Below are 24,036 nucleotides of genomic sequence, written 5' to 3'. Positions count from 1 at the left end.
ACCCCGCCGCCGAGGGCGAAGAGGAGGGCGAAAGAGGTTCGCCGCGCGCTTCTGTCACGGACTGCTAACCGTGGCGTATCCACCGCAGCACCTGCGGCAGGTTGGCGCGCTGGCCCTTCATCAGAATCCCCACCCGGAAGATGCGGCCCGCCACCCACGCCGCCCCGAGGACGAAGACGCCCAGCAGGATCAGCGACACGAGCCACTGCCACACGGGGACGGAAGTGGCGAAGAGTCGCGCCGGCATCACCAGCGGACTGAAGAAGGGCACGAGGGAGAGAATGACGCCCCAGCCCGCGTTCGGACTCTGGATCACGCCCTGGGTCGCGATGAAGGGAAGGATGATCAGCATCATGACCGGGAGTATGGCCTGCTGGGCATCGTGCTCGTTGCTGATCGTCGCGCCCGCGCCCGCGAACATCCCCGCGTAGAGCAGATAGCCGAAAACGAGGAAGCAGAGCATCAGCACGAGCGTGCCCCACGGGATCGGGATGTTCGCAATATCGATCCCCGCCTCGGCCAGCGTGGATGCTCCGGCCGTGAGGCCGTAGACGGCCGCGAGCGCGAAGATCAGCGCCCAGACGGCCATCTGCGCAACGCCGACCGCCCCGACACCGACGATCTTCCCCAGCATCAGTTCCCACGGGCGGAGGGAGGAGACCATGATCTCGACGATGTCCGACTGCTTCTCCTCAAGGATCGCCCGCACGATCATCTGCCCGTAGATGAGCAGGATGAAGTAGAAAAAGAACGCGATGGCGAAGCTCAGCATCCGGTAGATGTCCTGGGATCGGGCCTCCCCGGATTCCGTGACGTTCACGACATCGAAGGAGGTGCGCCGGAGCAGCGCGCCCGGGTCGATGCTCTGCACGCCGATGGAGCGCAGGCGCGCCCGCACCGATGCCCTCTGGAGTGCCCCCCGGACCGAACCCTCGATCACGGACGGAACGCTGGCCCGCGCGAGCAGCGTCGTCCGGTCATCCTCCCCTTCGTCTGCGTCCGGTGTCTCTCCCGGCATCTCCGCAGAGCGCCGGCCTGCGCTCCGCGGGATCATCAGCAGCAGATCGTACGAGGAAGCGGAGAGCCGCGACCGCGCCTCGTCGACCGAGAACTCCTCCATGTCCGCGGCGCGCACGGCGTCGAGCGAGTCGGCAACGAACTCTTCAACGAGGAGATCACCGATCAGCCCGGCGGGGTCGGCGACCCCTATAAGTCTGCGCTCCTGGCCTACATCCGTCGCCCCCCTCACCGCGAGGAAAGCGGAGAGCGCGCCGAGCCCGACGATCAGAACGGGGAGGCCCAGCGTGGAGATGAGAAACCACTTGGACTTGACGCGCATCATGAACTCGCGGCGGACCACGGTCGCGACCCTCGGCGTGAACGGATTCATGCCGCCGCCTCGTCATCGTCACTCTCGTCCTCGTGCGAGAGCCCGGCCTCCGTGGCCTTCTCGATGAAGATCTGGCGCAGCGACGGCTCGATCAGCTCGAAACGCGAAATCAGCGCGCCGCTCTCCACCGCCCGCCGCAGGAGCGTCTGGGGGTCGGCGCCCTGCAGCATGCGGACCTCCACGTAGGTGCCGTGCGCCGAGATGTCCTCGACGAGGTCCGGCGCATCGAGGAACCGGGGGTTCCCCTCGAAGGAGAGCGCGATGTCGCGCCGCCCCGCCGCCGCCTTGATATCGCGCACGCGCCCGTCGAGGACCTTCGTCGCCCCGGCGATCATGCACACCCGCTCGCACAGGCGCTCCGCGTCCTCGATGAGGTGCGTCGAGAGCAGGATCGTGGCTCCGGCCTGCTGGCGTTCCCGCAGCATCTGCTTGAAGAGTTCGACGTTGAGAGGATCGAGGCCGCTGAAGGGTTCGTCGAGCACCAGCAGGTCGGGCTCGTGCAGGATGACTCCCAGGAACTGGGCCTTCTGGGCCATCCCCTTGGAGAAGGTCTCCACCTTGTCGTCCGCGCGCTCTCCGAGACCTACCGCATCCAGCCCCGCCCGAGCCCGCGCGAGCGCCTCCTTGCGACGCAGCCCCTTGAGCTGGCCGAAGAAGGCGAGGTGGTCGGCCGCCGTCATCTTCTGGTACAGGCCGCGTTCCTCCGGCAGATACCCGATGCGTGTGCGCATGGATTCGACGTTGGGGGAACCGAAGACCTCGACCGAACCGGCATCGGGCCCGATGACGTCGAGGATGATGCGGAGCGTCGTGGTCTTTCCGGCGCCGTTCGGGCCGATGAGCCCGTAGATCGAGCCGTGCGGGATCTCGAGGTCGAGATCGCGGATCGCCGTCTTCCTGTCGAAGCGCTTCGTGACGCCCTGGAGGCGAATGGCAGGTGTATTCACTGCCCCGATGATACGGGGTGCCGGCATCCGTCGCCACGCAACGGGCTCCCCTCGATTGCCCCCAGCGCCTGCCGACCCCGGCCTACCGCAAGGGCCGGCGAATCCCCATATTAAGGGTTCCCCTCACTTTGCCGACCAACCCTCTATGGGGAGGCTAGATGGCGATCTTCCGCGTCATGTACTACCGCGACATCACTGTAGGAAGCGGCGGTCGTATCACGATTCCCCTGGAGATGCGCGACCAAATGCGACTCGCCGATGGCGATGCGTTGAAAGTTCGCCTCGAGGAAAGCGAAACCGGCCAGCGCCAGTTCACCGTCTGGAAGACGGAATCCAGCCCGAACATCTAGCTCGGGCTGCCAGCCCGAACCTCCGGCCGCGAATCGTCTGCTAGCGGCGGTCTCCGTAGTTGATGGCCATCGCGCCCAGCATCAGGTCTTCGTAGCCGCATTCCGCGAACCCGACGGCTTCCATCCTGCGGACCATCTCCCGCTGATCGGGAAATCTCCTTAGCGATTCGGGGATGTAGACGTAGGATTCCGGATCGCGGTGAAGCGCCCAGCCGACGAGGCGGGTCGAAGCATCGAGGTACGCAAGGTAGGCCCGTTGCAGCGCCTGGATGGGAGGGTGGCCGAAGTCGAGCGAGATCAGCCGTCCGCCCGGGTGCAGGCAGCGGAGGGTCTCGGCCAGCGCGGCATCGAGGTCCGCGAAGTTCCTCAGGCCGTACCCGATGATGACGCGGTCGAAGGCGCCATCCGGAAAGGGTAGCCGCAGCGCGTCGGCCCCGATCCAGCCGGCGAGGTCGGGTCCAGGTCGCGCGCGCCCCGCCCGCATCATCTCCGGCGTGAGATCCGCCGCGAAGACCCGGATCTCGTTCGACGCTCCCGCTGCGCGGCGTAGCGCTCCCCGCGCGAGGTCTCCCGTGCCGGCCGCGAGGTCGAGGACGCGATGGTGCGTGCGGAGGTCGGCCAGCGCGAGGAGTCGGCGCTTCCAGCGGCGGTGGAGACCCAGCGACATCACATCGTTGGTGAGGTCGTAGCGGCCGGCCACGCCGGCGAACAGCCGGCGGACGTAGCGTTGCTTGTCCGCCGGCCGTTCGATCTGGCCGGAGATGTGTCGATTGAGCTTCAACGAGGGCGGCTCCTCCCGGTGCAGGCCGCCGCGACCGCACTCGTCGTCGCGGCGGGCCGGGGATGAGGCGCCACGTTAACGCTGGTCGCCCTCCTCCGCTGCGCTGCCGAGCAGATCCAGGTCCCGCACGGTCTCCACCAGACGGATGAACTCTCCCCGATATCCCCGGGAATCGTCGCCCCGGCCTCGTTCCGCCAGAGAGATGACCTCGTCCAGCGTGTAGCTGCCCGCATGCGGCGAATCCCTCAGCAGCATGCCGAACCCCGCCACGGCCGCGGCGAAGCGAAAGCTCCCCGAGGGCGACCGGGCGCGGTCCGGGACCGCATGTGCCAGGAGCTTGCTCTCGGAGCCGCCGGGGTCCTTGTACCGGACCTTCACGTAAAGCAGTTCGTCCTCGAAGGCGCTGGGAGGCGCTGCGGTCGGGGGCTGTGGGTCGGCGGTCGGCTGATAGCGCAACGGATCCACGCTTCGGGGCACCGGGAGACCGGCGGGCACGACCTCGTAGAGCGCGGTCACGGTGTGGCCGGCCCCGAGTTCGCCCGCGTCCTTCGTGTCGTCGTTGAAGTCCTCGTCGGCGAGCAGGCGGTTCTCGTAGCCGATCAGCCGGTATGCGGTGACGCGCGCGGGGTTGAACTCCACCTGCAGCTTCACGTCCTTCGCAACCGTGAACAGCGTGCCGCCCATCTCCTCCACGAGTACCTTTCGGGCTTCGAGGAGCCCATCCACATAGTGGAAGTTGCCGTTCCCGCGGTCCGCGATCTGCTCCATCTTCGAGTCCTTCAGATTCCCGGTGCCGAAGCCGAGGACCGTGAGAAAGATCCCGCTGTCGCGTTCCTTCTCGATGAGGCGCACCATCTCGCCGTCGCTGGAAGCGCCCACGTTGAAGTCGCCGTCCGTCGCCAGAATCACGCGGTTGTTCCCGCCCTCGATGAAGTGCTTCCGCGCCACGTCGTAGGCGAGGGCGATCCCCGCGCCGCCCGCCGTGCTACCCCCGGCCTCGAGCCGCTCCACCGCCTCGAGGATCTTCCCGCGCCGGTTGCCGGGCGTCGAGGGGAGGACGAGACCCGCGGCTCCCGCGTAGACGACAATCGCAACTCGGTCCTGCGGCCTCAGTTGGTCGACAAGGAGAGCGAACGCCTTCTTCAGCAGGGGCAGCTTGTCTGGCCAGTTCATGGACCCCGACACGTCGAGCAGGAAGACGAGGTTACCGGGTGGCAGGTGAGCCGTCTCCACCGAAGGCGCCCTGAGGCCGACGCGGACCAGCCGGTGCTCAGGCTTCCAAGGTGCATCCCACACTTCTGTCTCGACCGCGAAGGGGTGGCCTCCGGACCCACTGTCCCATTCGTAGGGGAAGTAGTTGATCATCTCCTCGATGCGGACCGCGTCGACGGGCGGACGCTCTCCCGCCTGGATGAAACGCCGGACGTTGGCGTAGGACGCGCGGTCGACGTCGATCGAAAACGTAGAGAGCGGCGACGCGCTCACGAGCCGGAAGTCGTTCTCCTCGATAGGGGCGTACGACTCCGTGTTGTAGCCGGGATGCCCCTGCATCGCGGATACGGCAGCGAACCTTCCCGCCCCGGCTCTGAGCCGCTCTACCGTGAAGGGCTGCTCGACCCGGGGTGTCTCGCCGGCCGCAGCTGCGCGCTCCGCCGAGACGGAGAGATCCTGTATCCGCAGCGCCGTCTGCTCGACGGTGAAGTCCAGGGTGACCGTCTCGCCCGCCGTGACCGTGACGGTCTTGCTGGTCTCCCTGTAGCCGATCAACCGAACCGTGATGGCCTGCTCACCGGGCGGCACGCCCGAGAGGGAATAGCGGCCCTCCGCATCGGTCAGTGTGCCGATCGCCGTCCGCGCCACGAAGACCTGGGCGCCGGCAACTCCGACGCTGGCCGTCGCATCGAACACGTTCCCCTGCACGGTGCCCGTCTCCGATTGGGCGTGAGACGAGTCCGGCCCCGCGATCGTGAGCCACAGCGCCAGCAGGGCGCCGATCCGAAGTGGAATTCTGTGAACATTCATGGTCGCCTCGTCTCCCTTCGTGCGGCCGGAGGGCGCCGCCTCGCTCCGCGTTTTGTGAGTAGTGGCCGCCCCCGCGATCCACCCGTAGACGCCGCGAACGGGGAAAGGGTTACATCGTGATTCGCGGCAAGTCGCCGGTTCCCGTCAGATTGGCATGATGTTGGAGGTTGGTATACCTTGTATACATGCCTTTACCCCGTCCTCTGTGCACGCGCCTCTCACGCGAGGTCGAGTTGGAACTCGAACGCGTGTTTCTCGAGCAGCAGTGGACACCCTCGCAGGGACTGAGGAGGATCCTCCTGGAGTGGCTGGCCGCGGAGCGATTCCCGCAGATCGAGTTCCGGGAGACCCGGGCTGGCAGGCGGGCCGCGTTGCGCGGAGGGCCGGAGGTCTGGGAGGTCGCGGCGGCAGCGGGGCCGGCCCGGGCGATGAGCGCCGCCGTGGGCCAGCGCTTCGCCGGGACGCGGACGGAGGCCCTGGAGGAAGCCCTCGCCTACGCGAAGGAGTACGCGGACCAGATCGATCCGATAGTGGCCCGCGAGGAGCGGCTCGCCCGTATGTGACCGTTCGGGGGCCCGGGGGTGCGGGCCCGCTAGACTCGCTCCAGCGCCTCCAGGAGTACGCGCGCCTTGTGCCGCGTCTCTTCCCACTCGCGCGCCGGTTCGGAGTCGTGGACGATGCCGGCCCCCGCCTGCGCGTACACGCGGTCCCCGACGGAGAGCAGCGTCCGGATCACGATGGCCATGTCGAGGTTCGTCGCGCCGTAGCCCACGTAGCCCGCCGCCCCGCCGTAGGGTCCTCGACGCGTCGGTTCGAGTTCATCGACGATTTCCATGGCCCGCACCTTCGGGGCGCCGGTGAGGGTGCCGGCGGGGAAGCAGGCCTGGAACGCGTCCACGGCGTCGACCCCGTCCCTCAGCGCACCGGACACCTCGCTCACGAGGTGCATGACGTGGCTGTAGCGCTCGATCTCCATGAAGCGCGACACCTCGACGGAGCCGGGGCGGGCGACCCGGCCCACATCGTTACGGCCCAGATCCACCAGCATGAGGTGCTCCGCCCGCTCCTTCTCGTCGGCAAGCAGGTCGAGAGCGTGCTGTTCGTCCTCCCCCGGGGTCACGCCGCGCGGCCGCGTCCCGGCGATCGGGCGTACGGTCACGATCCGATCTTCGACCCGGACCAGCGTCTCCGGGGACGACCCGATGAGGCGCATGCCATCCAGTTCGATGAAGAACAGATAGGGTGACGGGTTGCTGCGGCGGAGCGCCCGATAGAGTTCGAGCGAGTCGCCCCCGAAGCTGGCGCCGGCGCGCTGCGAGACCACGACCTGGTACGCATCGCCTGCTACGATGTATTCGCGGATGCGATCGACGGCGGCCTCGTAGTCGTCCTGTGAGCGGTTTCCGACAACTTCCGCGGTACGCCCCCCACCGCCGCCGAGCGGCCCCAGCCCGTGCGGTCGCTCCAGGCCGCGGATCCAGTCGGCAAGCCGGTCCAGGGCGCCCCTGTACAGTTGGGCCGGGTCATCGTCGGCCGTGACCGCCACGGCCGTCACGGCGAAGGCACGCGAATAGAGGTTGTCGATGATGAGCATGTGCTCCGTCGACATGAAGCAGGCGTCGGGCACGCCGAGGTCATCCGGCGGCGCCGCGGGCAAGCGCTCGATCCAGCGTACCGTGTCGTAGCCGAAGAACCCGACGGCCCCGCCCCAGAACCTCGGCAGGCCGGCAAACTCCACCGGCTCGTGGCGAGTGATCCAGGCCTCGAACGCGCCGAACGGATCGCTCGTGGTTTCGGGCTCGCCCCAGCCCCCCGCGGGCGTCCAGAGCCGGATCTCCGAGCCGTCGAGGCGCCAGACTTCGCGGGGCTCGGAGCCCAGAAAGCTGAAGCGTGCCCAGCGCTCCCCCCCTTCGACCGACTCCAGAAGAAAGGAGAAGGCGCCGCGCCGAAGCTTCGAGAACGCCGTGACCGGCGTGTCGAGGTCGAACGGGATCTCGATCGCCACGGGCACCATCCGCCCGGGCTCGGCGAGGCGGGAGAATTCGGCAAAGTCGGGAATGATGGAGGCGTCGCTCATGCGCCCAAGGTAGCAGCCCGCGGCGGGGACGGGGACCGACCGGGACATGGGCCCGGATCACCTTGTCGGGCGTGGGGGTTTCGTCTACTCTCTCAGGTCCGGTTCAACCCGGCTGAAACCCGTACCAACCGATGGCCGAGTCCGCTCGGCAGCCCAATGAGGAAGCGATGAACACCAGCGATTACATCTCTCAGGTCGATCAGTGGAGCGCCCACAACTACCACCCGCTTCCCGTCGTGCTCGAAAGCGGCGAAGGCGAGTGGGTGTGGGACGTCGAGGGCAGTAAGTATCTCGACATGCTGAGCGCCTATTCCGCCGTGAACCAGGGACACCGCCATCCCCGCATCATCGAGGCGCTGCGCGCACAGGCGGAGAAGCTGACGCTGACCTCGCGCGCCTTCCACAACGACCGCATGGGCCCCTTCCTCCAGCAGCTGTGCGAGATGACGGGCTTCGAGCGAGCGCTGCCGATGAACACGGGCGCCGAGGGCGTGGAGACGGCGATCAAGGCGGCCCGCAAGTGGGGCTACACCGTGAAGGGCGTGGCCGAGGACCAGGCCGAGATCATCGTGTGCGAGGACAACTTCCACGGCCGCACGACGACGATCGTCGGCTTTTCCTCGGACCCCGGCTCGACGGTCGGGTTCGGTCCCTTCACGCCGGGCTTCGTGCCGATTCCCTACGGTGACGCGGACGCGCTCGAGGCGGCGATCACGCCGAACACGGTCGGCTTCCTTGTCGAGCCCATTCAGGGCGAGGCGGGGGTCGTTGTGCCGCCGGACGGGTACTACGCCAGGTCGCTCGAGATCTGCCGGGCGAACAACGTCCTCATGATCAACGACGAGATTCAGACGGGTCTCGGGCGGACGGGCAAGCTGTTCTGCGCCGACTGGGAGGCGGACCGCGGCGACATCATGATCGTCGGCAAGGCGCTCGGAGGGGGCGTGTTCCCGGTGTCGGGGATCCTCGCCAACTCCGCGATCATGGATGTCTTCCATCCGGGAGACCACGGCTCGACGTTCGGCGGGAATCCGCTCGGCGCGGCGGTCGGCATGGCGGCGCTGGACGTGATACGGGATGAAGATCTCGCCGCGCGGTCGAACGAACTCGGCTCCTGGTTCAAGCGGCAACTGGAATCGATCGACTCACCGCATGTCGATCACGTGCGGGGCCGCGGCCTGTTCATCGGCGTGGTGATCCGGGACGAGTCCGGGTCGGCGCGGCCGTTCTGCGAGGAACTGCAGGCCCGCGGGATCCTCGCGAAGGAGACGCACGAGCAGGTGATTCGCTTCGCGCCTCCGCTCACGATCGAGAAGGCGAGCCTCGAATGGGCGCTGGACCACATCGCCGAGGTGATTCAGGGGGCGGCCGTAGCCGTCGCCTGACCCCGGAAGCCCGCCCCGGAACGACCGGCCCCGGCTCACGCACGCCGCGGGCCGGTCGTTCTCCGGCCCCTCCCGCCGATCTCCCCTCCGGCGGCTTGGCCGATTCCCGCGCAACTAATCCTCCGTTGGCTGTGTCACCGTTCTGGAAGCGGAAGAACCGACGTGGACCCGGAGAACCCGGCACGGTGACGGAACCGCAACTCATTCAGCGGCTCAAGGACGGCGACGAGGGCGCAGCGCGGGCCTTGTACGACGCGCACGTCGATCGTGTGTTCCGGATATGCTACCGGTTCGCGGGCGAGGACCATCTCGCCCAGGACTTCACGCAGGAGACGTTCGTGCGGGCGTTCACCAAGATCGACACGTTTCGCGGCGAGGCCGCGTTCGGCACGTGGCTGGGGTCGATCGCGACCACGGTGTCGCTGAACGGGCTCCGCAAGGTGAAGCGTTTTCGCAGCCGTGAGACCGTGCTGCACGACGACCTTCGCGGGAGCAGCGGGTCGCACGGCCTCGAGCCTGACGTCAAGGCGCGGCTGCGCAGCGCGATCGATGAACTTCCCACGGGCTATCGAACGGTCTTTCTGCTGCACGATCTCGAGGGCTACACGCACGAGGAGATCGGGACGATGCTCGGGATCAAGGCCGGGACATCCAAGTCGCAACTCTTCCGGGCCCGCAGCCGCCTGCGGGAGAAGCTCGCGGATTTCGCGGGAGAATGGGCATGCTGAAGGATCGCACGGACGACGCGAGCCGCTTCGCCCGGTTTCTCCGCCGGGAGGCGGCCGACTACCACGACCCGCCGGAGGCTCCGGCCGAGGCGATGTGGGCCGGGGTCGAGGCGCGGCTTGGCGCGGCGCCGGTGCCCGACTCGCCGGAGTCCGCGGACGTGACGGACGCCGCGGCCGGCGTCGGCGCCGCCTTGGAACACCCGTTCGATGTGCTGGGCTACAACGACCCGCCGCCCGCGCCGCGAGAGGCGATGTGGGAGCGAATCGAGGCCGGGTGGGCCGCGGGGCAGCGGGAAGTTGCCGCCGCGCGCGGAGCGAGCCGTGGTCCGCTCCGGCTTGTCGTGGCCCGGACGCTCGGCCGGCGGCCCGGCCGGACAGCTGCCTGGCTGACGGGAGCCGCCGCCGCTTCGGTCGCGCTGGCCGTGGCGCTCGACGGTGGCTCGCAGCTGCCGGTGCCCGCTGAGCCGGAAATGGTCGCAGCGACGGCGGCGGCCCGGCCGGCGACGCCTGCGTCGGTCGCGGCGACCGACTCCGGGCCCCTCGCGGCGACTGCCGCCGAGGAGGCACTGGCGCTCGCGGTTGTCGAAGAGCCCCTGGAGACGAGTCGCCAGTTTGCGTCGGCCACGCCCCCGGCGGCAGCCGATCCGGCCCCGACGCCGGCCCGGCCCGCAGCTGACCCGCCGACGCGCGAGGCCGTCGGCCTGGCATCCGCGCAGCCCGAGGGCCCCGAGCCGTCGCGCGGCGCGGCCGCCGACTACGAGATGGCGGAGCACCTCGACCGGGCCGCCATGCTCCTCGTCGCCTTCCGCACGGACATCGGAAGCGACGAATCCCAGCAGGATCTGGCCAGTTGGGCACGTGAAGTGCTCGTCGAAACGCGTTCCCTTCTCGCAGCGCCGATCGGGGATGGCGAGCGGGAACGCGCGCTACTGCGGGACCTTGAACTGATTCTCGTTCAGATCGCGCGCCTGGGGCCGGACGCCCCGGCTTTCGAGCGGGAACTGGCCCGTGAAGGTCTGGACCAGCAGGGCACGTTGTTGCGGCTTCGTTCCGCCATCGGGACGTGATGGCATCCGGTGCCGCAACGGGCCCGGACAAGGAGTATCCGCAGATGATCGCGAGAGTTGACTACGGAGGCATAAAATGAACAGCCGCAAGAGAAACTTCACGGCCGTCGGACTGGCCCTGTTCGGTCTGACGGCGATGGACGCCGCCACCCCGACCGGATCCCTCTCGTTCCTTGGCGTCGGAGCGCTCTCGGCACAGGAGCGGGAAGCCGTTGCCCCCCCTCGGACCTCCCGGGAGGCGGGAACCCTGTTCCTCGAGGCTCGCCGCGCCATTAACGCCGAGGACTTCGAGCGAGCCGCGGAGCTGTTTGCCGCGATCCGCGCTAGCACGATGTCCGGTCGATATGTGCCCGATGCCTATTACTGGGAGGCGTTCATGCGTTACCGGCAGGGCGACCTGGAGGAGGCCCGGATCCTCCTCGAAACCGTCATGGTCGGGCATGAGGAGGCGCAGCGGCACGGGCGCCTCTACGCCGATGTCAGAAACCTCCACCTGGAGATCCAGAGCCGATTGGCATCCAGCGGTGACGCCGGCGCTCTGGAGCAGGTGCTTCGGGACGCAGAGGCGACCCTGGACCCGTCTCCGACGAGGACTGGCTTTCGCGTGATGCCGATGGAGGTCGCGGGCAGAACGATGTCGCTCCCGGTGCGGGTCGCCGATCTGGAGGCGTACGGGGACTCGGTGTGGGTCGAATCGGCCCAGGTCGAGGCGAGGGCCGACTCGATGATCTCGGAACTCTATGCGCGGGCGGACACGATGTTCGCGGAGGTCGACACGCAGGCCGGCGCGACGGTGGCCGACGCTCATGCGCGGGTGGACGAGCTTGCCGCCGCGTTGCGGGGACAGGCGACTTCGACCGATCAGGTGCAGGAGTTCGTGCGGCAAGCTGCTGAAGGGCAGGAGGACCTCGAGGCGTATTGGCGGCAGGCTGCAACGTACGATTGGCAGGGTGCGGAATACCAGGAGGCCGCCCGCCCCCAGGGACAGCAGCAGGAAGCGTGCGAGGACGTGTCCGTGCAACTGGCGGCGCTCGAAGCGGTGATGCGGTACGACGAGGTCAACCGCATGCAGGTGCTTCGAGACGTGCTGTCGCGCGAGGACGCGTGCTCGATGCGGCTTCACGGGGAGGCGGTCGGACTCGTCGGAAGGCAGGGAACCGACGAAGCCGAGGTGGTGCTCCTCCGCGTCAGCCAGGACCATTCCGAACGATCCGTCCGCAGAGCCGCCCTCCAGGAGTTGTGGCGTTTCGACTCGTACGGGGCGTTCACGCGGCTCCGGTCCACGCTCCAGGATTCGGATGACGGCGCTCTGCAGGGGGATGCGATCGATGGGCTTCGCAGGAGCCGGTACGCGGCGGGAGCCACCGGGATTCAGAACGCCCTCGTGAGCGCGGCCCTCGACCGAAGCAATAGCGACCGGGTTCGTCAATCGGCCATGTACGCACTGCGCCTTCGCGATCAGGTGGAGGCCGCAGCCTTCATCCCGATCTACGAACGGATCGAGTCCGATGACCTCAAGGAGTATCTGCTCTCCCAGGTGGCGATCAAGGTGAGGGCGAAGGAGGACATGGAGACCGCCGCCTGGGCGCGCTCGGTCGCCTTCGATCCCGAGGAGTCCACCGACGTGCGCAGCGAAGCCTTCACTGCGTGGGCGGCGCATCCGACAGTGACGGTGGCATACCTCCGGAACCTGTACGGGGAACTCACGGAAGCCTTTCTGAAGCGGCAGGCGATCTACGCGATCTATCAGCGGGCGGAGTCTGACGCCTCGGTCCCGGCCGCCCTGATGGAGCTGATCCGCAACGAGCCGGACGAGGAAGTGCGGGAACGCGGCATCTACTGGCTCGGCCGCACCGAATCCGAAGACGCCGTCGACTTCCTGCTCGAGTTGTTGAGCCCCCCCGCGCAGGACACGGCGTTCCGCCGCCCTGGATGAGACGCGGCAGCGGAGGAGGCGCCTGTCGGCCTCGTCGGCACGGCGTTTCCGGTATCGTGCAGTGGAAGGCGGGGGGGATGAGTCGGCCAACCCCCTCGCGGGGCCCGACAACCAGGATTCTCGTGCTGGCGCTGTGTAGTGTGGGGTGCGGGGACGGGACCGGAAACGCTGCCAACGGGCCTCGGGTGGTGGTCGAGGACAGCGCCGGCGTCAGCATCGTGCTGAACGCCGCGCCCGCGCCGGACTCGCGGCTGCCGTGGGAGTTCGGCACGCAGCCGTCCCTCTCGATCGGTGCCGTCGACAGCGGCGAAGCCGACCAGTTGTTCCAGGTCACCGATGCCACCCGCCTCGCGGACGGCCGGATCGTGATCGCCAACTCGGGCAGCAACGAACTCAGGGTCTTCAACGCGGACGGCTCACACGCTGCGACGGGGGGAGGCCGGGGAGAGGGCCCGGGGGAATTCGTAAGCTACAGCCCGAGCGCTGTAGCCATCTGGCCCGGCGACTCGATCGCCGCCGTGAATCCCTGGGGAACGCGTCTGTCGTTGTTCGATGCGGACGGGAACCACGGTCGTGACGTGTCCCTCGACGCCAGCATGCTCAACGTCGTCGACGTGCTCCCCGATGGGAAGGTCTTCACGAGCGGCAGCGGGGGCGGCCTCAACCGAGACATGACAGGGTCCTCGGCCCTTGTTCGCTCGAACACGGAATGGGGAATACTGGACGCGGACGGCACGCTGCTCGCTTCACTCGGCGAATTCCCGGGAAGCGAGTTCTACGCGATCTTCGCGGCCGACGGCAGCCTCGAGGGTGGCAGGCCTCACCCCTTCGGCCGCGGCACCGTGGGGGCCGTGTGGGGGGATCTCGTCGCGATCGGCGTGCAGGACAGCTACGAGATCAAGGCATTCGCCGCCGATGGGTCACTGGTCAGAGTGGTCCGTCGCGATGGCGACCTCGAGAGCCCAACCCAGGCTGATCTGGACGAGTACTACGCCCGGCGCTACGCCGACCTGCCGGATGAGGATCGAATCAGCAACCTGAATGCAGTGCGGGACATGCCTCTCGTGGAGGCCTGGCCTGCCTTCGGGGAGATTCTGTCGGATCGCGCCGGCTATCTCTGGATACGGGACTACGAGACGGCTGTGTGGACAGTCTTCGACCCGGAGGGACGCGTCCAGGGCCTGGTGGAAACCCCGCCCGGTCTCCGCATCTTCGAGATCGGTGAGGACTACATCCTGGGTTGGGTATACGACGAGTTGGGCGTCGAATACGTCCAACTCTGGTCATTGTCGCGACAACCCACGTCCTGACAACGGGGCCGGTCTCGTTTCGCCGGGAGTCGATGGAGCGGCCGCCGCCGTAGAGTTGCTGCGCACCCCAGCGCCCGATACGGTGCCACGAGGGCCGGTTGAGACGAAGCAACAGGAGTCACCGTCCTGATACGGGGTAGTTGAGACGGAGACTCCTGGAAGGGTGGGAGTCCCATGAAACTCCACCACGTGGTGCCCGGCGTGGTCGCGATGCTCGCGGCGACGGCGATGCCGATCGTCGGCCAGGTTATCGAGGGGCCCGACGGCCCGATCGAGTTTGTCGGGTTGCAGCAGTGGGATGCGCGCGAACTCTTCGACGCCATCCAGGAACTGGCTCCCGGCCAGCCGTTCCACGCCTGTGCGGCCGTCATGGAGCGCGACCTCGGATTCGCCGACGCGGCCGCCACGCCATACCGGACCGTTGGTTCCGACGACGTCTACACGATCGTGGTCGGCGTGGAAGACGACACACACGTCCGCCCTCGCACGATTGGCAGCGAGACCCTCGTCTTGCCGCGGACTCTTGAGAGTCTGAAGACGATCGCGGAGGAGAACCCCCAGCTGCTGAGTACGGCGGTCCAGGTCCTTTACGCCCGGGGTGATGCCGATCGCACTGATGAGGTTGCCGAGTGGCTCGGGATCGACGCCGAAGCCCTCGATCAGGTCTGGGGTCTGCTCGACCGCGCGGACCAGAGACGCGACTATCGCCTCGCCCACGAACTCCTGGCGAGGGACGTCTCCTGGCACACGCGCGAGGTTGCCACGGTCGTGCTCAGCAATTTCGTGGATCGCGACGCGTCGTGGCACGCGCTCGTCCTTTCCCTGACGGATCCGGTGGACCGAGTCGCCGGAATGGCCGGCGGTGTGCTTCGGGGGCTGACCGCATCCGACGACTCGCTGCGCCCGGTGGACTGGACTCCGGCGGAAGAATCTCTGCTGTCGCTCTTCGGCGGGACGAGCCCGCGGCAGTTCGGCACGACGCTCCGGGTCCTCGTCTCGACGGGCATCACACCCGAGTTCGGCCGGCGGCTGGCGCGGGAACGACCGGCTCTCCTGCTTGCCTACGCGGGGGCCGAGCACCGCGGGACGCGGGCGCCGGCCATCGCCTTCCTCCGAGCCATAAGCGGCGAAGACTTCGGCACGGATGTCGAGGCCTGGACCGCATGGATCCACGGCCAGCCCGACTGACACGCAACCAAAGCTGCTGCTGATTGTGTCCCCGGTCCGGTAAAGCTGAACCGATCCGGGGGAGAGAGTCATGCGTCACGCGCGCCGAGGTCGTCTCCACATTCCACTTCTGGCCTTCGCCGCCGCGTGCGGGCCGGGCGACGCCGTGGGCCCGGGCCTCTTCGTGCCCGATCTCATCGGCACGGCACCCGTGCCTCTAAGCGAGAGCAACGAGGTCGCGCTCCTAGCGGACGAGCGTACCGCCTGCGTCATCGATTCCTACGAGGGTCAGGTCCGCTGCGTGAACGGCGAAGGCGCCGTCGTGGGAGCCTTCGGGCGCGAGGGCGAAGGCCCCGGCGAGTTTGGCGAACCCACGTATCTCACTCGCGGAGAGGCGGGAACCGTCGGCGTGGTGGATTCCGACCTGGGCCGCTTCACGGTGTTCGGTCCATCGGGCGCCTATGTGTCGGAGGTGATGCTGCCGAAGGTGTTCCAGCCCTTCCCATCGTTCGGCACTTCGGCTTCAGGCGTGTCGCTGGACTACATGGTGATGCTCGGCCGGATGTCTGGATCGCTGATGACCCGGTACGAGGTGGATCTCGCCTCCGGTGAAGTCGTGCGGGAGGAAGGCTCGCCCCCCGGTCCGTGGGACATCGAGTGCGGGCAGGTCATCCATGGCATTCCCGACGCAGCGGGGGGCTGGGCGTTCGTGGCCTGCGAAGGGCACTTGATCTTCGTCGGCGACACCGGTCCCGCCACGGTGTTCCGCGCCCCGATGTATGTCCCGGAGCTTCCGGACGAGCGGGACGTGGCACGGCTCGAGGACATGCTCAGGGGCTTCAACAGGCAGCGGGGTTTCCCCATCTCCCAGGGCGTCGAGGAGCAGCTTGAGAGTTATCGCGCCACCCCGAAGAACTACTATCTGTCCGCGGGCGAGCAGTTGTTCGACGACGCCAACCGTTACTGGATCGCCACCCAGCGCGACCAGCACGAATGGTCCTGGCTGGACGTGTACGAGAATGCCGAATACCTGGGGTCGGTGCGGGTCAGGGACCGGCTGAGGGCCTTCGACCTCCTGGGTTCGACGCTGGTCGTGCTGGTCGACCGTCAGGTCGGGCCTGACGATGGCGACGGGATTCCGGACCGGGCGCTCGACTGGTACGACATCGCGGACCTGCCCTTCGCCCGGTGAGGAGCCGCGTACTGACGCCGAGCGGCATGCTGATTCCCGCGGCGGCGCTCGCTGCCTGCGGGGGAGATCCCGGACTCACCGGCGAGGCCCAGGTTCAGGTCCGAGACAGCGTCGGGGTGCGGATCGTCGAGTACGTGAAAGTGCCGGAGGTCGAGCCGCCCTTCGCTCTCGCAGCGGAACCGCTGTACCGGCACGGGGCGAACCCCGGCGACTACGACTTCCAGTTCGTCGACGCCGGACGACTCTTCCCGGATGGAAGCGCTGTCGTTGCCTGGTACAGCGAAGTGGCCGTCTTGAGTCCGGACGGGACGACGTATGAGGTGCTTGCCAGGACTGGAGAGGGGCCGGGCGAAGTCATCTCCCCCTACTCGGTGTTCGTCCTGGGCCAGGACAGCGTCCTCGTGCCCGACGATCGCCTGTCTCGCCTCACGCTCTTCGTCGGCGATTCGGTCGCGCGCATCGTGAGCCTCCCTCGGGTACCGCACGTCGGTGTGGCGGGGATCGGTTCATCCGGTGAGCTGCTGCTCATGAACCGATTCGCCTACCGCTCATGGCTCGACATCGAGGAGGAATGGCTCGCCGGGCACATGACCCTGTTCGACATCGAAACCGGCGCCCTCGACACGGTCGCGTCGTACGACCATTTCCACCGAGAGAGATCGGGGCAGCCGAGGCCGATCATCCGCCCCGTGGGTGAGGTCACGGTCGCTGCCGGGCGGTTCGTCTACACGAGGTCCGACAGGCCCGAAATCACCTGGCGTATGCCGGACGGCAAGGTAACCCGGATCGTGCGTTGGCGGCCCGAGCCCACCCTGCTGACCGAGGAACTCCTGGAGGGCGGGGAGGCCTACAACCGGATGCTCGGCCGGAGGCACTACGGAGCATCCGAGGCCCGGCTCGAGGAGATAGTCCAGGAAGACATGTCCCGGTATCGCGCCACGATCGGCCAACCGATACCGCGCTTCGGTTCTCCCTTCGCCGACGACGCCGGAAACGTATGGCTGCCCTCCTACCGACCGGCCTACCCGGAAGAGGCGTCGCCGTACACCGTCATTTCCTCGGATGGGGAGTGGCTGGGCAGGGTCGAGACTCCGCCCAGGTTCCGCATCCTCGATGTGGCCGGAGGACTCGTCCTCGGCGTGCTCAGGGACGATTTTGACGTCGAAAGCGTCGCCGTGTACGAGCTGGCGACGAAAACTCCGGCGGTGCGGTGACAGGCCGCATACTGATGTTGGCGTTGGCCCTCGCTGCCTGCGGGGGAGACCCCGGACTCACCGGCGAAGCCCAGGTTCAGGTCCGAGACAGCGCGAGCGTGCGGATCGTCGAGTATGCGGGAGAGCCGGAGGTCGAGGCCCCCTTTGTCCTTGCGCCGGAACCGCTGTATCGGCACGGGGTGAACCCCGGCGACTACGAATTCGAGCAGATCAACTTCGGCCGTCTCTTCCCGGATGGCGGCGCCGTCCTCTCGGACGAGTGGAGCAGCGAACTGGTCGTCCTGAACCCGGATGGCACGGCACACGAAGTGCTGGCCAGACGGGGAGAGGGACCGGGCGAGGTCGGCTTCGTGGACGCACTGTTCGCGCCGGGACAGGACAGCATCCTGGTGGCCGATCGGCGCCTGGGCCGCGTGACGCTGTTCGCCGCCGGTTCCATCGCGCGCGCCGCGGACTTGCATCGGTCCATCGGCCTCGCTGTGGCGGGCATCGGCTCATCCGGCGAGTTGCTACTGACGACTTCGGTGCTGCTCACCGCTCCGAGCTTCCGGACCGGATTCGAAGGCGAATGGCGCCTTGGACACATGGCCCGCTTCGACATGGAGACCGCTGCGCTCGACACGGTCGCGTCGTACGACTTCGTGCCCCGCATCCCGCCGGAACTCGAGTGGTGGGATCCGATCGAGGCGATCGGTCAGATCCTGGTCGCCAACGCGGAATTCGTCTACACGAGGTCGGACCGGCCCGAGGTGACCTGGCGACTGCCGGACGGCACCGTCACGCAGATCGTACGCTGGCAGGCGGAATCCGCCCCACTGACCGAGGAACTGGTGAAGTCAGTCGAGACCGCCGTACGAAGGAGGACGCGCGCTTCGTACCGCAGTGTTCCCGAGGCCCGGTTCGAGGAGATCATGGAGGAGGACATGGCCACCTACCGCGCGAGCATCGGCCGGCCCATGCCGCTCTTCGGTTCCCCGTTCGCCGACGCGGAAGGACGCGTCTGGCTTCCCTCGTATCGGCCGGGCGGCTTCCAGGAGGGCGCGTCGCCGTACACCGTCATTTCCTCGGATGGGGAGTGGTTGGGCAGGGTCGAGACTCCGCCCAGGTTCCGCATCCTCGACGTGACCGGAGGGCTCGTCCTCGGCGTGCTCAGGGACGATTTGGACATCGAAAGCGTCGCCGTGTATGAACTGATCGCCGCGCAACCAAGCCGCCGCTGATCGTGTCCCCGGTTCGGTACGACTGAACCTGCCACGGGGAGAGTCATGGGTCACGGTTGCCGCGGTTGTCTCCTTCCACTCCTGGTCGTTTTCGTTCTGCAGGCCTGTGATTCGGCGGCGGCGCCGACGGGCACGCTGCACTCGGATTCCGCAGGCGTGGCGGTCGCCACCGCTGTCGAGCCGCTGTGGGGGCCGGACGAAGGCTGGACCGTGGGGGAAGAGCTGTTGCTCGAGATCGGGACCGCCATCGGAGATCCCGACTACCTGCTCGACGATGTCATAGGGGCAGTACGCCTCAGATCGGGCGACATCGTCCTCGCGGACGGGGGCTCCGGCGAACTCCGCCGCTACGATCGCAACGGGACCTTCGTGTGGCGTGCGGCCGGAGCGGGCGAAGGGCCTGGCGAACACCAGTTTCTCTCCTTCCTCGGTTCGCTCGCGGGCGACTCCCTCGTTACGTACGACATCCGGCTGCAGCGCGTACAGATCTTCGACGCTGAAGGCGAACTCGTCCGCACGCTCCAGGTGGAGCCGCCCTGGCGCGAGTCTCGGCCACGATCGGCCGTGGGAGTCTCGGGCCGCCGGCTGGTCATGAACTTCACGGACGGCCGTGACATGCCCGAGGGAGGCGTCGTGAGATGGCCGGGGATCAGGATCGCCACCCTCGATCTCTCGGACGGGACGATCGAGGTGGTGTCGGATTTTCCCGGTCAAGAGGGTGTCATACGGCGCGCTCGCGAGAGCGTCGCGCACATCGGTTACGACTTTGGAAAGGGGCCTCGGTTCGCCGTCGCTCCCGGGACGCTCGCGGCCGTCGATACAGAGGCGTACCACATACGGTTGTTCAGCCTCGAAGACGGCAGGACCACGCGGATCCTGCATCGCGACATCGCGCCGCCCCCCGTCACGACCGCCCACATCGATGCCGAGATCGAGGAATATATCGAGACGAACGTCCTGTACGGCGGCGTCTCGCGCGAACAGGCGGAGGAGATGGCCCGGGGCCGGAGAGAGGATCCCAGGGCCCCTACGCTGCCCATCCTGCGCTCCATCCGCCTGGACGCGACGGGGAATCTCTGGGTGGAGCCGTTCTTCGGTGCCGGGATAGACGTCGGCCCCTTCGAGGTCTTCGCCGCCGACGGCGCGTGGTTGGGTAGCGTCTCGGTGCCGCCGGGGTTGGAACGAGGGTTCATCCCGGACTTCGCGCCAGGTCTGGAAATCGGCGACGACTACATCCTCGGCGTATGGCGCGACGCGCAGGACATCCAGCACGTGCGTCTCTATCCCCTGGTTAAGCTATGACCATCCGAAGACCCCGCACGATGCAGATTCCCGGGTCCTTCCGCCGGTCCTCGTCGGCGTCCTCTGTGGCGTTTTCTTGGCAGCGTGCTCGGGCGGACCGGGCGGCGGAGGAGGCGCTGGCGCCGGAGGCCTGCGAAGCACGGTGCGCGACAGCGCCGGCGTCACGATCGTCGACAACGGCCGACCCGCGCTCGATTCGCGGCTGGGATGGCGGGTCGGGCCCACGCCGACCGCGACCATCGGGACGACCGAGGGGGACCCTGCGTACGAACTCTTCCGGGCGGGCGACGCGACGCGGCTCTCCGATGGACGGATCGTGGTCGCCAACGCAGGTACCGGAGAGCTGCGGGTCTACGACCCGGAGGGCATCCATCTCGCATCGTGGGGCGGGCAGGGCGACGGCCCCGGGGAGTTCGGCCCGATGGCACCAGGGGGGCTGGAGGCGTGGCCGGGCGATTCGCTGATGGCTAGGGACGCGTTCAGCGGGCGGGTCTCCATCTTCTCCGCGGATGGAGCATTCGGTCGCGCCCTCAGGCCGGAGGGTGGCTACGCGAGCGTTGTCGGACCGCTACCGGACGGGAGAGTCTTCGCCGCCACACTCTGGACATACTCGGGTGGCTCGCCGGGTGCCTCCGAGCTGACGCGCCCGGAGCTCGAGTACGGGATTCTGGAGGCGGACGGAAGCGTACATCGGGATCTGGGCGCGTACCCGGGATCGGAACTCTACGTCGTCAACACGGCCAACGGGCCGCTCCTCCGCCGCTATCCGTTCAGTCGCAGTGCGTATCCCCTCGTGTGGGGAGATCTGGTCGTGATCAGCGCCAACGACCGCTACGAGATCCGCGCCTATCGGCCGGACGGGGCGCTGGCGAGGATCGTCCGTCGCGACCACGAAGCCCGCGCACCGACCTGGGCCGACCTGCGCGACTACGTGGCCGGGCAGAACCCCGACCGGCCCGAAGCGCCGGACGCGGTCGCCGACATGCCATTAGTGGAGGCATTCCCCGCCTTCGCCCGCGTGCTCGTCGACCGCCTGGCCCACCTCTGGATCGAGGAGTACCGGTTGCCCGGGGAAACGCACCGGTTGTGGACCGTGTTCGACCCGGAGGGCCGCACCCTCGGCCTGGTCGAGATGCCGGGAAGCTTCGCCGTCCAGGAGATCGGTGAGGACTACATCCTCGGCACGCGACAAGACGAACTCGACATCGAATACGTGGAGTCCTGGTCCCTCGACCGCTCCGGCTCATGAAACCCACAATCCCAGCCGGGATCGCGCTGCTCTTGGGGGTCGCCGCGTGTGCGGATGGCGGTCCCCCCCCGCCCGGGGAAGTCCCGGTCTGGGAGGGGTCGATCGACCTTGAGATCGGCGAGGTCGAGGGGGAGGATCCCTACCTGTTCACGATTATCGGCTCCGTGGTGGAAGACGACCGCGGGCGGTTGATCGTCGCGGACTATCAGACCCACGAGGTGCGGGTGTTCGAGCCGGACGGCCGTTTCGCCTTCAGCTTCGGCGGCCAGGGGGAGGGTCCCGGCGAGATGACGAATCCCTGCTGCATGACGTTCGGGCCCGACGGCCTCCTTTGGGTTCGGGAGAGTGTCCGCTACAGCGCGTTCAGACTCGAGGACGAGGACGCGGAGTATGTACGCGGCCTCAGGAGCGTGAACGCGTCCTTCAACCTGATCGCTCCGGTGACCTTCGACGCGGAGGGTCGGCTCGTGGATCTAGGGATGGCGGCCGGCGACACCCGGTTCACACGCTTTCACCTGGGTCCGGGGACGGCCGTGGATACGGTCCCGATGGCGACGGACGAGGAGCAGGCCACCGGCTTCAGCCCGGTCGACATCAGGATTGGAGATCAGGCCGCCTCATTCTACCTCTACCAGCCCCTCGGTCCGCGATGGATTCACGGGCACGGGCCCGGAGGCTGGTGGGCCACAGCGGTCAGCTCCGCGTACACGGTCACGCTGCACCATCCCGACGGGAGCACGTCGTTGGTCCAGGCGCCGCTGCAGGGACCGAAGTTGAGCCCGGATGAGCGGCGCCGCGCGCAGGCCCGGATCGACCAGGAGAAGGAGAGGTTCGACCTGCGGGAACACCCGTGGGGGATCCCCGACCGCAAGCCGGTCCTCGAAGAACTCTTCTTCGATCGCGCAGGCCGGATGTGGGTGGAGAAGACGGGGGTCGACGGACAGCAGATGCGTGAAGCCGATGTCTACCGCGAGGGCACGCTGGTGGCGCGATACCGATGGCCGCGCCGCGTCCGTGTCACCCACCTCGGATCTCCCTGGGTCACCGAGACGGCCCTCTACGGCACGACACGCGACTCACTCGACGTCTGGCGAGCGGCACGCGTCCGCTTCACCCGGATCCCATAGGAGGGACCGTGTACGAACTGCGAGCAGCTCGATGATCGCGCGGCAACACGCAATTTGTGTCCGGGGTGAGATTTGACGATACTCCGAACCTGATTCCTCAGGTCGTCCTCTACTGCAGATAGCCTTCGGGTGCAGCAAGACGCTGAGGTAAGAGCCCCGAGGCCGTTTCGGCTTTCGGGGCTCTTGGGTTCCAGTAAGGGTGGAGCCGTAGCGAAGCGTCCGCGTCGCAGGCCTGCTCGGCCACCGGGCAACCAAGCCGGCGCTGACTGTGTCCCCGGTTCGGCACAAGCAGAAATGAATCCACGGGAGAGAAAGCCATGGATCACGGCGGCCGCGGCGGCGTCTCTATGCGAATGATGCGGACTGCGAGGGCCACGCCCGCACTCGCCCTCGTCGGTTTCCTCCCTGTGGCGTGCGCGGGTGGTGACGGCGGTGACGGGCCGCGAAGCGTCGTCCGGGACAGCGCCGGGGTCATGATCGTCGAGAACGGGCGGCCTCCGCTCGATTCACGGTTGGGGTGGCAGATTGGAGCGGCGCCGGCCGTGACGATCGGGACGCCGGAAGGCGATCCCGCGTACGAACTGTTCGGCGTCGGCGACGCGACGCGGCTTTCAGACGGGCGAATCGCCGTCCCCAATACAGGCTCCGGCGAACTCCGCATCTTCGACTCCAACGGCGTCCATCTCGAGTCGTGGGGAGGCCGGGGCGATGGTCCGGGCGAATTCGGTTTCATGGCTCCGACGGAGCTGGTGCTGTGGCCGGGCGATTCGCTGATGGCCAGGGAGCCGTTCCAGCGCCGGATCTCCATCTTCTCCGTGCGTGGAACGTTCGGTCGCACCCTCAGGCTGCAGTCGCAGAGCGGCTACGCGTCGGTGGTCGGCCCGCTCGCGGACGGCAGGGTCCTGGCCCAAACGCTGACGACGTACTCGGGCGGCACCCCGGGCACCTCCGAGCTCACGCGTCCGGACCTCGAGTACGGGATTCTGGAGGCGGACGGGAGCGTACACCGGGATTTGGGCGTATTTCCCGGATCGGAACTGTACGTCGTCAATACGGCCGAGCGGACGCGTGCCCGCGCCTATCCGTTCGCGCGCCAAGCGTTCGCGTTCGTGTGGAGGGATCTTGTCGTGGTGAGCACCAACGACCGCTACGAAATCCGCGCCTACCGGCCGGACGGGTCGCTCGCGAGGATCGTCCGTCGCGCGCACGAGGCCCGCGCGCCGACCCGGGCCGATCTGCGCGACTATGTGGCTCGGCAGAACCCCGACCAGCCGGATGCGGTGGACGCCGTCGCCGACATGCCGCTCGTCGAAGCCTTCCCCGCCTTCAATCGCGTCGTCGTCGACCGCCTGGACCACCTCTGGGTCGAAGAATTCCACCTGCCCGGGGAAACGCCGCGGCTGTGGACCGTGTTCGACCCCGAGGGCCGCGTCCTCGGCCTCGTCGAGGTGCCAGGGAGCTTCGCCGTCACGGAGATCGGCGAGGACTACATCCTCGGCACCCGGCGAGACGCGCTCGACATCGAATACGTCGAATCCTGGTCCCTCGACCGCTCCGGCTCATGAAGCCGAC

Annotated in this window: 20 protein-coding genes; 15 read left to right on the top strand and 5 right to left on the bottom strand. The window is 67.8% G+C overall.

Annotated features, from left to right (window positions below):
• Nucleotides 1-64: 64 nt before the first annotated feature.
• Nucleotides 65-1,390, bottom strand: coding sequence for an ABC transporter permease (locus ACOOGH_RS12470; RefSeq protein ID WP_420449213.1), 1,326 nt, complete (start codon nt 1,388-1,390; stop codon nt 65-67).
• Nucleotides 1,387-2,337: an ABC transporter ATP-binding protein gene (locus ACOOGH_RS12465; RefSeq protein ID WP_420449212.1), complete on the bottom strand. Its 951-nt coding sequence runs from the start codon at nt 2,335-2,337 to the stop codon at nt 1,387-1,389. Before ACOOGH_RS12465 ends, ACOOGH_RS12470 begins: the two co-directional genes overlap by 4 nt.
• Before the next feature lie 158 nt (nt 2,338-2,495).
• Between ACOOGH_RS12465 and ACOOGH_RS12460 the strand changes: the two genes are divergently transcribed.
• Nucleotides 2,496-2,687: an AbrB/MazE/SpoVT family DNA-binding domain-containing protein gene (locus tag ACOOGH_RS12460; RefSeq protein ID WP_420449211.1), complete on the top strand. Its 192-nt coding sequence runs from the start codon at nt 2,496-2,498 to the stop codon at nt 2,685-2,687.
• A gap of 40 nt (nt 2,688-2,727) precedes the next feature.
• On the opposite strand, the gene ACOOGH_RS12455 is transcribed toward ACOOGH_RS12460, so the two are convergent.
• Nucleotides 2,728-3,468, bottom strand: a complete 741-nt coding sequence (locus ACOOGH_RS12455; protein WP_420449210.1) for a ubiquinone/menaquinone biosynthesis methyltransferase — start codon at nt 3,466-3,468, stop codon at nt 2,728-2,730.
• Nucleotides 3,469-3,543: 75 nt separating this feature from the next.
• Nucleotides 3,544-5,490 carry a YfbK domain-containing protein gene (locus tag ACOOGH_RS12450; RefSeq protein WP_420449209.1) on the bottom strand — a complete coding sequence of 649 codons (1,947 nt, stop codon included), beginning with the start codon at nt 5,488-5,490 and terminating at the stop codon, nt 3,544-3,546.
• Nucleotides 5,491-5,723: 233 nt separating this feature from the next.
• On the opposite strand from ACOOGH_RS12450, the gene ACOOGH_RS12445 reads away from it, so the two are divergent.
• A complete protein-coding gene (locus ACOOGH_RS12445; RefSeq protein WP_420449208.1) occupies nt 5,724-6,053 on the top strand; it encodes a hypothetical protein in 330 nt (109 codons plus the stop codon).
• A 29-nt stretch (nt 6,054-6,082) separates the two neighbouring features.
• On the opposite strand, the gene ACOOGH_RS12440 is transcribed toward ACOOGH_RS12445, so the two are convergent.
• Nucleotides 6,083-7,615, bottom strand: a complete 1,533-nt coding sequence (locus ACOOGH_RS12440; RefSeq protein WP_420449207.1) for an anthranilate synthase component I family protein — start codon at nt 7,613-7,615, stop codon at nt 6,083-6,085.
• 119 nt (nt 7,616-7,734) lie between these two features.
• Between ACOOGH_RS12440 and rocD the strand changes: the two genes are divergently transcribed.
• The 13 genes from rocD to ACOOGH_RS12375 all read left to right on the top strand — a co-directional run bounded on the left by rocD (nt 7,735) and on the right by ACOOGH_RS12375 (nt 24,029).
• Nucleotides 7,735-8,952, top strand: a complete 1,218-nt coding sequence (gene rocD / locus ACOOGH_RS12435; RefSeq protein WP_420449206.1) for an ornithine--oxo-acid transaminase — start codon at nt 7,735-7,737, stop codon at nt 8,950-8,952.
• Between the two features lie 185 nt (nt 8,953-9,137).
• Nucleotides 9,138-9,680, top strand: a complete 543-nt coding sequence (locus tag ACOOGH_RS12430; protein WP_420449205.1) for an RNA polymerase sigma factor — start codon at nt 9,138-9,140, stop codon at nt 9,678-9,680.
• Nucleotides 9,674-10,747: a hypothetical protein gene (locus tag ACOOGH_RS12425; RefSeq protein ID WP_420449204.1), complete on the top strand. Its 1,074-nt coding sequence runs from the start codon at nt 9,674-9,676 to the stop codon at nt 10,745-10,747. The genes ACOOGH_RS12430 and ACOOGH_RS12425 overlap by 7 nt, the downstream gene beginning before the upstream one ends.
• Before the next feature lie 76 nt (nt 10,748-10,823).
• On the top strand, nt 10,824-12,683 hold the full coding sequence (locus tag ACOOGH_RS12420) for a tetratricopeptide repeat protein (protein ID WP_420449203.1): 1,860 nt from the start codon (nt 10,824-10,826) through the stop codon (nt 12,681-12,683).
• Between the two features lie 77 nt (nt 12,684-12,760).
• Nucleotides 12,761-13,993 (top strand): 6-bladed beta-propeller, encoded by a 1,233-nt coding sequence (locus tag ACOOGH_RS12415; protein WP_420449202.1) that lies wholly within the window; start codon nt 12,761-12,763, stop codon nt 13,991-13,993.
• Nucleotides 13,994-14,167: 174 nt separating this feature from the next.
• Nucleotides 14,168-15,181 (top strand): hypothetical protein, encoded by a 1,014-nt coding sequence (locus tag ACOOGH_RS12410; protein WP_420449201.1) that lies wholly within the window; start codon nt 14,168-14,170, stop codon nt 15,179-15,181.
• Nucleotides 15,182-15,251: 70 nt separating this feature from the next.
• On the top strand, nt 15,252-16,352 hold the full coding sequence (locus ACOOGH_RS12405) for a hypothetical protein (RefSeq protein WP_420449200.1): 1,101 nt from the start codon (nt 15,252-15,254) through the stop codon (nt 16,350-16,352).
• On the top strand, nt 16,349-17,566 hold the full coding sequence (locus tag ACOOGH_RS12400; protein ID WP_420449199.1) for a hypothetical protein: 1,218 nt from the start codon (nt 16,349-16,351) through the stop codon (nt 17,564-17,566). The genes ACOOGH_RS12405 and ACOOGH_RS12400 overlap by 4 nt, the downstream gene beginning before the upstream one ends.
• Nucleotides 17,563-18,786, top strand: a complete 1,224-nt coding sequence (locus ACOOGH_RS12395; RefSeq protein WP_420449198.1) for a hypothetical protein — start codon at nt 17,563-17,565, stop codon at nt 18,784-18,786. Before ACOOGH_RS12400 ends, ACOOGH_RS12395 begins: the two co-directional genes overlap by 4 nt.
• Before the next feature lie 45 nt (nt 18,787-18,831).
• Nucleotides 18,832-20,088 carry a hypothetical protein gene (locus tag ACOOGH_RS12390; RefSeq protein ID WP_420449197.1) on the top strand — a complete coding sequence of 419 codons (1,257 nt, stop codon included), beginning with the start codon at nt 18,832-18,834 and terminating at the stop codon, nt 20,086-20,088.
• A 142-nt stretch (nt 20,089-20,230) separates the two neighbouring features.
• The gene (locus ACOOGH_RS12385) at nt 20,231-21,337 is read left to right on the top strand and encodes a hypothetical protein (protein ID WP_420449196.1); all 1,107 of its coding nucleotides are present in this window, start codon (nt 20,231-20,233) and stop codon (nt 21,335-21,337) included.
• On the top strand, nt 21,334-22,464 hold the full coding sequence (locus ACOOGH_RS12380; RefSeq protein ID WP_420449195.1) for a 6-bladed beta-propeller: 1,131 nt from the start codon (nt 21,334-21,336) through the stop codon (nt 22,462-22,464). Before ACOOGH_RS12385 ends, ACOOGH_RS12380 begins: the two co-directional genes overlap by 4 nt.
• Nucleotides 22,465-22,781: 317 nt before the next feature.
• The gene (locus ACOOGH_RS12375; protein WP_420449194.1) at nt 22,782-24,029 is read left to right on the top strand and encodes a hypothetical protein; all 1,248 of its coding nucleotides are present in this window, start codon (nt 22,782-22,784) and stop codon (nt 24,027-24,029) included.
• Nucleotides 24,030-24,036: the final 7 nt, after the last annotated feature.

Origin of the sequence: Candidatus Palauibacter sp., from assembly GCF_965213655.1 — a bacterium.
GTDB lineage: Bacteria > Gemmatimonadota > Gemmatimonadetes > Palauibacterales > Palauibacteraceae > Palauibacter.
The sequence above is the reverse complement of the archived record's forward strand: the minus strand, read 5'-3'. Positions and strand labels throughout refer to the sequence as shown.